The organism is Vibrio sp. 10N.261.46.E11, assembly GCF_041472735.1.
In the GTDB taxonomy this organism is placed as follows: Bacteria; Pseudomonadota; Gammaproteobacteria; order Enterobacterales; family Vibrionaceae; genus Vibrio.
The window spans coordinates 1-7791 of sequence record NZ_JBFRQW010000029.1 but is presented as its reverse complement, the minus strand read 5'-3'; the positions used below and the strand labels follow the sequence as shown (position 1 = coordinate 7791).

General features: G+C 44.4%; 6 protein-coding genes, 1 pseudogene and 1 other annotated feature. Of the genes and pseudogenes, 4 read left to right on the top strand and 3 right to left on the bottom strand.

Annotation, left to right across the window (positions count from 1 at the left end; genetic code table 11):
- Window positions 1-268: 268 nt before the first annotated feature.
- Both arcA and AB4407_RS09900 read right to left on the bottom strand, forming a co-directional pair.
- Window positions 269-985 carry a two-component system response regulator ArcA gene (gene arcA / locus AB4407_RS09905; protein WP_004741534.1) on the bottom strand — a complete coding sequence of 239 codons (717 nt, stop codon included), beginning with the start codon at window positions 983-985 and terminating at the stop codon, window positions 269-271.
- 372 nt (window positions 986-1357) lie between these two features.
- A pseudogene (locus AB4407_RS09900) lies at window positions 1358-1516 on the bottom strand (ribonuclease activity regulator protein RraA).
- A 47-nt stretch (window positions 1517-1563) separates the two neighbouring features.
- Here AB4407_RS09900 and AB4407_RS09895 point away from each other — a divergent pair.
- On the top strand, window positions 1564-2049 hold the full coding sequence (locus AB4407_RS09895; protein WP_372120434.1) for a putative 4-hydroxy-4-methyl-2-oxoglutarate aldolase: 486 nt from the start codon (window positions 1564-1566) through the stop codon (window positions 2047-2049).
- A gap of 29 nt (window positions 2050-2078) precedes the next feature.
- Here the strand turns inward: AB4407_RS09895 and AB4407_RS09890 are convergent, their stop codons facing one another.
- Window positions 2079-2555, bottom strand: a complete 477-nt coding sequence (locus AB4407_RS09890; RefSeq protein ID WP_372120433.1) for a ribonuclease regulator — start codon at window positions 2553-2555, stop codon at window positions 2079-2081.
- 313 nt (window positions 2556-2868) lie between these two features.
- Window positions 2869-2984 (top strand) — a sequence feature (Thr leader region).
- Window positions 2985-3013: 29 nt separating this feature from the next.
- Between AB4407_RS09890 and thrA the strand changes: the two genes are divergently transcribed.
- Genes thrA through thrC form a run of 3 tightly spaced genes read left to right on the top strand, consistent with a single transcriptional unit; the run spans window position 3014 to window position 7727 of the window.
- Window positions 3014-5473, top strand: a complete 2460-nt coding sequence (gene thrA, locus AB4407_RS09885; RefSeq protein WP_372120432.1) for a bifunctional aspartate kinase/homoserine dehydrogenase I — start codon at window positions 3014-3016, stop codon at window positions 5471-5473.
- Between the two features lie 17 nt (window positions 5474-5490).
- On the top strand, window positions 5491-6447 hold the full coding sequence (gene thrB / locus AB4407_RS09880; protein ID WP_009848413.1) for a homoserine kinase: 957 nt from the start codon (window positions 5491-5493) through the stop codon (window positions 6445-6447).
- Window positions 6444-7727, top strand: a complete 1284-nt coding sequence (gene thrC, locus AB4407_RS09875; RefSeq protein WP_372120431.1) for a threonine synthase — start codon at window positions 6444-6446, stop codon at window positions 7725-7727. Before thrB ends, thrC begins: the two co-directional genes overlap by 4 nt.
- Window positions 7728-7791 lie beyond the last annotated feature (64 nt).

The following is a 7791-nucleotide window of genomic DNA, read 5'->3' as shown; positions in this document are numbered from 1 at the left end:
CCTAGCTTGTTAAAAACCTCGATAACTTCGTTAGAATTTTTGATTGTAGAATAACTACTTATCGAAAAATTCTGCCTTGTTCTCAAGCTTTTTTCCTACGCTATGTTTGATCACTTACTTACTGTGATTGGTATAAAACCTTAGCGACCAATGAATACTGAACAATAAAAAAGGGAGAATGCGTTGGCATTCTCCCATTTTATTAACGATTGATTACGCTTCTACGGTTAAAACACCAAGTGTTAAACGACTAGAAACGCGAATCGAATTAGTCTTCTAGATCACCACAAAAGCGGTAGCCTTCACCGTGAATCGTCGCGATGATTTCTGGTGTGCCAGAAACCGATTCAAAGTGCTTACGGATACGACGGATTGTTACGTCTACAGTACGATCGTGTGGCTTAAGCTCACGGCCAGTCATCTTCTTAAGAAGGTCTGCACGTGTTTGGATCTTACCTGGGTTCTCACAGAAGTGAAGTAGAGCACGGAACTCTGAACGTGGTAGCTTGTAGCCTTCGCCATCTGGGCTAACCAGAGAACGACTGTTGATATCTAGTACCCAACCGTTGAACTCGTACTTCTCAACGCTACGCTTTTCTTCTTGAACAGAGCTTGTGCTCATTGAACGGTTAAGAAGGTTGCGTGCACGGATAGTCAGTTCACGAGGGTTGAAAGGCTTAGTGATGTAGTCATCTGCGCCGATCTCTAGGCCAAGGATCTTATCAACTTCATTATCACGACCAGTTAAGAACATAAGCGCTACATTTGCTTGCTCACGCAGTTCACGCGCAAGTAGTAGGCCATTCTTACCTGGAAGGTTGATGTCCATAATTACAAGGTTAACTTGGTTATCAGATAGCACTTGGTGCATCTCTTCACCGTCGCTAGCCTCAAAAACAGCATATCCCTCTGCTTCAAAAATACTCTTTAGAGTGTTACGAGTTACTTGCTCATCTTCAACGATAAGAATCTGCGGGGTTTGCATTTGGCGGTACCTAAATTTGTGACGAAACTGTGCTAATAGAATAAATTCTAGGCAAAAACATAACATACAGGTAATGTATTTTTGATGATAACTTAAAGTTTTCAAAAAAACACTTACTTCCAGCTATCTGCCTTCCTTGAAGTATTGCCCAGTAACGTAGATCCAGTACGCCTTTCAATCATTCTTTTAGTGATTGCAACGGATTCTATAATGTTAACAGCATGCTAACAACGCGAGAATGTTAATTCCATTCACTTTGTTGATTTACATCAATTGCCGTATCGCAACAAACTTTAATAGTATGGCTACAACTTAACCAGTGTTATGGTGATTATTTAGCATCAAAACCAGAATGGTTATTCGAGATAGTTCTCACATCTCGCATGCTAAAGACCTGATTATGAACCAAGGAAGCGGAAAGCTGTCCTTAGAGTCTAGTCGATAAATATGCTCAATCAACTTTAATTAATGATTAAATTGAGCATAGAACAATGAAAACAAAGGATTAATTTTAATAACATCTAAAAGCATAGAGGTAAGCCTGACTTAACAGGTAGCGCCTTACTCACGGAGGATATATGCACGATATAACACCCGACTTGTGTGATGAGTTTGAAAGCAAAGTCACCCTACTTAACCTTCCATTGCAGAACTTCGGTCAACGTGGTGCGTTCTGGGGAAAAATTGTAACAGTTCGTTGTTATCACGATAATTCCAAGGTTCGCGAGGTTTTAGAGACCGACGGCAGCGGTAAAGTGCTGGTTGTTGACGGAAATGGCTCGTGCCAAAAAGCACTGCTTGGTGACCAGCTCGCTATTCTTGCAATAGAAAATGGTTGGGAGGGCGTGATTGTTAATGGTGCTGTGCGGGATGTTGGCATGATGTCGCAAATGGACTTGGGTGTTCAGGCGCTAGGTGCATCACCATTTAAAACCGAGAAGCGTGGTGTTGGGCAAGTGAATGTGACGCTCTCTATACACAATCAACTGATTCAGCCCGGTGATTACATTTATGCCGATTGGAATGGTGTCTTAATTTCAACGGAATTGTTGATTGAATCTTAACGGGCTTATCAAGAAAGAAGTGGGATAGATTAGAAGCGAAACCCTAATCCTACCTCAACACCTTGTTGCCACTCTTCATAATCAAGGGTGGCATGCATATCTAGATTGTCGGTTAGCTGCACGCGGCTGGAAAGCTCTGCGGCTACCGATTTCTCATTGTCTTCGGTTTCATTGTTATAGGTGTGTAGAGAGCTGTTGAAAGAGACTCTTTCAGAAAACTGATAACTGACACCACTCAAGAATCCACTCTCATATTTCAGTGCAGCAGTGTTGATTCGTGTACCGACATAAAGATCCACATCAGAAAACAAGCTATAGGAATAACCACTGTCTACTGTCCAAGTATCAAAGCTTTCAGTTGATGCACTTTGCGTGGAGATAAAAAACTTATGAGAAGAGCGATCTATTTGACCGGGTAATAGAGGCAGGTCGCTTAATAGGGGTAAGCTGTTCGCTGAACAAACAACAGGCACAGCAAAGGCTAAAAGAATAAGTAATCTCTTCATTTACCACTCCTGATGTCATTATTATTGTTTTTCGAACGTTATTGTTTAATTAAAGCACAGAATTTGTACGTTCGCTGCACAATCGATATAGCATTTTGTTATGACTATATATGCAACTACCTGCCTTTTCTTGATGAGTTAATCCAGTCTCTGAATATCAGGTTGATGCAGGGTGTTTTATCCCTTAAATGACGGTTTGCTCTGAAAAACGGTGTGAATGTAAAAAAAACGCAACTTTTCATTGACGTCTAGTGGTAAAAATTGATACACGTAGAGTAAAGCACAAGCAGAGAATTTGATATGCAGCACGTAAGCCACCTAGTAATGACCACCACCATTATTACCGACATTAACATTGTTGGGGCAGGCTGCTAAGTAACGGATTTTAAAAAAAAGGCCTGTATCCAACAAGATACAGGCCTTTTTTTGTACCATTTTTATGACTTATGGAGAAAGGGATGCGCGTTTTAAAGTTTGGAGGTTCATCATTAGCTGATGCAGATCGTTTTTTACGAGCAGCAGATATCATCGCTAATAATGCCCAGCAAGAAGAGCTAGCCGTTGTACTATCGGCTCCAGGAAAAACAACAAATAAGCTGGTTGCTGTTATTGAAGCAGCACTGAAAAATGGTGAAGCAGACGTACAGATTGCCGAGATCGAATCATCATTCGCTGCATTGTTTACAGAGATTCAAGCGGTATTGCCGTCAGTTGATGGCGCTGCGTTTCAAGAGCAGGTTGATACCTCTCTTGCTCAACTTAAGCAGTTCGTGAATGGTATTAACTTACTGGGCATGTGTCCGAATCACGTAAATGCTCGCATCATTAGTAAAGGTGAGCGAGTTTCAATCCAGCTAATGAAAGCGGTGCTGGAAGCGAAAGGCCAACCAGCAAGTCTGATTGACCCTGTGGAATACCTCTATGCTCAAGGTGACCACCTTGAAGCGATGGTTGATGTGGATATTTCTACACATAACTTCCGTCAATCGCCACTTCCACAAGGTCACGTAAATATCATGCCGGGCTTTACTGCCGGTAATGAAAAAGGCGAGCTAGTAACGCTTGGCCGTAATGGGTCAGACTACTCAGCTGCAGTTCTAGCGGCATGTCTGCGTGCTGACTGTTGTGAGATCTGGACTGACGTCGATGGTGTTTACAACTGTGACCCACGCTTAGTGGATGATGCCCGTCTTCTTAAATCACTTAGCTACCAAGAAGCGATGGAGCTTTCTTACTTCGGTGCTTCAGTTCTACACCCGAAAACAATCGCACCTATCGCACAATTCCATATTCCTTGCCTAATCAAAAACAGCTTCAACCCACAGGGTGCAGGTACTTTGATTGGCCAAGACACTGGCGAAGATAACCTAGCGATCAAAGGCATCACTACGCTAAGTGACCTAACCATGGTTAACGTATCAGGCCCGGGCATGAAGGGCATGGTAGGCATGGCGAGTCGTGTATTCGGCGCGATGTCTTCTGCAGGCGTTTCTATCGTCCTTATTACTCAATCTTCTTCAGAGTACAGCATCAGCTTCTGTATTGAATCGGCTGACAAAGTGAAAGCGAAGCAAGTGTTGTCAGACGCGTTTGAACTTGAACTTAAAGATGGCCTATTAGAGCCCGTTGAGTTCATGGATGATGTTGCGATTGTGACGCTGGTGGGTGACGGTATGCGTACATCACGTGGCGTTGCTTCTCAGTTCTTCTCTTCTTTAGCTGAAGTGAACGTTAACATCGTTGCTATTGCTCAAGGCTCTTCAGAGCGTGCTATCTCTGCGGTTATCCCTGAAGATAAAATCTCAGAAGCAATCAAAGCGTGTCACGAAAACCTATTCAACTCTAAGCACTTCCTTGACGTATTCGTTGTTGGTGTTGGCGGTGTTGGTGGCGAACTTGTTGACCAGATCCAACGTCAGCAAGGCAAATTGGCTGAAAAAGGCATAGTGATTCGCGTATGTGGTTTAGCAAACAGCAAAGGCTTGTTGCTAGATAGCGACGGTCTACCGCTAGAGCAGTGGCGTGACCGTATGTCGAGTGCGACTGAAGAATTCAGCCTAGCGCGTTTAGCGGCACTTGTTCAACGTAACCACATCATCAACCCAGTATTGGTTGACTGTACGTCTAGCGAAGGTATTGCGGCGCAGTACGCTGATTTCCTAGCGGCTGGTTTCCACGTGGTAACACCAAACAAGAAAGCAAATACAGCAAGCATGGCTTACTACCATCAGCTTCGTGAAGTGGCACGTAACTCTCGTCGTAAGCTGATGTATGAGACAACAGTAGGCGCAGGTTTACCGGTAATCGAAAACCTACAGAACCTAATCTCTGCAGGTGATGAACTTGAGAAGTTTAACGGCATTCTTTCTGGTTCACTGTCTTATATCTTCGGTAAGCTTGATGAGGGTATGACACTCAGCCAAGCAACCAACATTGCTAAAGATAACGGCTTCACTGAGCCGGATCCTCGTGATGATCTGTCTGGTATGGATGTGGCGCGTAAGCTGCTTATTCTTGCTCGTGAAGCAGGCATGGCACTTGAGCTTGAAGATGTTGAAGTTGACCAAGCATTGCCACCGGGTTTTGATGATTCAGGTACGGTTGACGAGTTCATGGCTCGCTTGCCAGAAGCGGATGCATACTTCAAAGAGCAGTCAGCTATCGCAGCAGAAGAAGGCAAAGTCCTTCGTTATGTGGGTGAGATCGCTGAAGGTAAATGTAAGGTTTGTATCGCAGCTGTTGATGGCGATGACCCAATGTTTAAGATTAAAGATGGCGAGAACGCTTTGGCATTCTACAGCCGTTACTACCAGCCAATCCCACTCGTTCTGCGTGGCTATGGTGCAGGTACTGAAGTTACAGCAGCTGGCGTATTCTCTGATGTGATGCGTACTCTTGGTTGGAAATTAGGAGTTTAGGAATGAGTTCAAGTGATATGGATGTTGTCGTTTATGCTCCTGCATCAATCGGTAATGTCAGTGTAGGTTTTGATGTGTTGGGGGCCGCTGTGTCTCCAGTGGATGGCACATTGCTTGGTGACCGAGTAATGGTTAAAGCCGGTGATGAACCATTCTCGCTAAAAACAGCAGGCAGCTTTGTTTCTAAGTTGCCAACTGAAACCAAAGAAAATATTGTCTACGACTGCTGGGTTGTGTTCTCTCGCGAGTTAGACAAGAAAGGTATCTCAGTTAAGTCTCTAGAGATGACGCTAGAGAAGAACATGCCTATCGGTTCTGGTTTAGGGTCAAGTGCATGTTCAATTGTCGCAGCACTTGATGCCTTGAACCGTTTTCATGGCCAACCGTTGAATGAAACTGAACTGCTTGCTCTGATGGGTGAAATGGAAGGTAAGATTTCAGGTGGCATACATTACGATAACGTTGCGCCATGTTACCTTGGTGGTGTGCAGCTTATGCTTGAAGAATTAGGCATTATTAGCCAAGAGGTTCCATGTTTTGATGACTGGTATTGGGTAATGGCGTATCCGGGCATCAAGGTTTCAACGGCCGAAGCGCGAGAGATTTTGCCTTCTCAGTATCGCCGTCAAGATGTGATTGCCCATGGTCGTCATTTAGCTGGCTTTATTCATGCTTGTCACTCTGGTCAGCCAGAGCTAGCCGCTAAGATGATCAAAGACGTGATTGCTGAACCATATCGTGAGAAACTGCTTCCAGGGTTTGCTGATGCGCGCAAATATGCAACGTCAGCAGGAGCATTAGCTACTGGAATTTCTGGTAGTGGCCCTACGCTATTTAGCATTTGCAAAGAACAAGATGTCGCCGAGCGTGTTGCACGCTGGTTAGAACAAAACTACGTACAAAATGAAGAAGGATTCGTCCACGTTTGTCGCTTAGATAAGCAAGGTTCGATCGTTACAGGAAGTGAGTTATGAAGCTGTACAACATCAAAGAAAACGATGAGCAAGTCTCTTTTGGCCAAGCCGTTCGTCAAGGTCTAGGTCGTAATCAAGGTCTATTTTTCCCATCAGAGCTGCCTAAGTTCGATGACATCGATGCACTACTTGCCGAGGACTTTGTCCCTCGTAGTTCAAAGATTCTTTCTGCTCTCATTGGTGATGAGTTACCAAAAGAACAGATTGATCAACTAGTGGATGCGGCATTCCAATTCCCAGCCCCGATCAACCAAGTGAAAGACGGTGTTTACGCACTTGAACTGTTTCACGGTCCAACGTTAGCATTTAAAGATTTCGGTGGCCGTTTTATGGCTCAATCTTTAGCTGCGGTTTCTGATGGTGGTCAAATCACAATCTTAACGGCTACATCGGGTGATACTGGTGCGGCGGTTGCGCATGCTTTCTATGGCATGGAAAACATCAACGTTGTTATCTTATACCCGAAAGGCAAGATCAGCCCACTGCAAGAAAAGCTATTCTGTACGCTAGGTAAGAACATCCACACTGTCGCGATTGATGGCGATTTTGATGCGTGTCAGGCATTAGTAAAAGACGCGTTTGACGACGCTGAACTGCGCAAAGAGATTGGCTTGAACTCAGCAAACTCAATCAACATTAGCCGTTTGATGGCTCAGATCTGTTACTACTTTGAGGCGGCTTCTCAGCTAACCAAAGAGCAACGTGAAAATCTGGTTATCTCTGTACCAAGTGGTAACTTTGGTAACCTAACGGCTGGTCTATTAGCGAAAGCGCTAGGCTTACCGGTTAAACGCTTCATTGCAGCAACCAACGAAAACGACACGGTTCCTCGTTACCTAGAAACAGGTCAATGGGATCCAAAACCGACCATTGCGACAACGTCGAACGCGATGGACGTAAGCCAACCAAATAACTGGCCACGTATCGAAGAGCTTTGCCAACTGAAAGGTTGGGGCTTAGATACACTAGGCAAAGGTAAAGTATCTGACGAGCAGAGCGCTGAGTCAGTTCGCGACCTAAAAGCACAAGGTTACCTGTGTGAACCTCATGGTGCGATTGCTTACCGTCTATTGGAAGAGCAATTGCAAGAGAATGAAACTGGCTTGTTCCTGTGTACAGCACACCCAGCGAAATTCAAAGAAGTGGTTGATGACATCTTAGGTACGGATATCGAACTGCCTGGCCCGCTAGCAAAACACGCGGCAATGGAGTTGTTGTCTGAAGATCTTGATAACGATTTTGAAGCGCTAAAAGCAGTGCTCCGTCGAGTTCAACCGTAACGTCCATTTGTTTTTCGAACAAATAAAAACGGCGCTCAATGAGCGCTAATGCCGATCAGTTAGA

Bases quoted from the DNA above. Each gene is read 5' to 3' on its own strand.
- arcA (WP_004741534.1), bottom strand. From the start codon at position 985: ATGCAAACCCCGCAGATTCTTATCGTTGAAGATGAGCAAGTAACTCGT.
- AB4407_RS09895 (WP_372120434.1), top strand. From the start codon at position 1,564: ATGCACGATATAACACCCGACTTGTGTGATGAGTTTGAAAGCAAAGTC.
- AB4407_RS09890 (WP_372120433.1), bottom strand. From the start codon at position 2,555: ATGAAGAGATTACTTATTCTTTTAGCCTTTGCTGTGCCTGTTGTTTGT.
- thrA (WP_372120432.1), top strand. From the start codon at position 3,014: ATGCGCGTTTTAAAGTTTGGAGGTTCATCATTAGCTGATGCAGATCGT.
- thrB (WP_009848413.1), top strand. From the start codon at position 5,491: ATGGATGTTGTCGTTTATGCTCCTGCATCAATCGGTAATGTCAGTGTA.
- thrC (WP_372120431.1), top strand. From the start codon at position 6,444: ATGAAGCTGTACAACATCAAAGAAAACGATGAGCAAGTCTCTTTTGGC.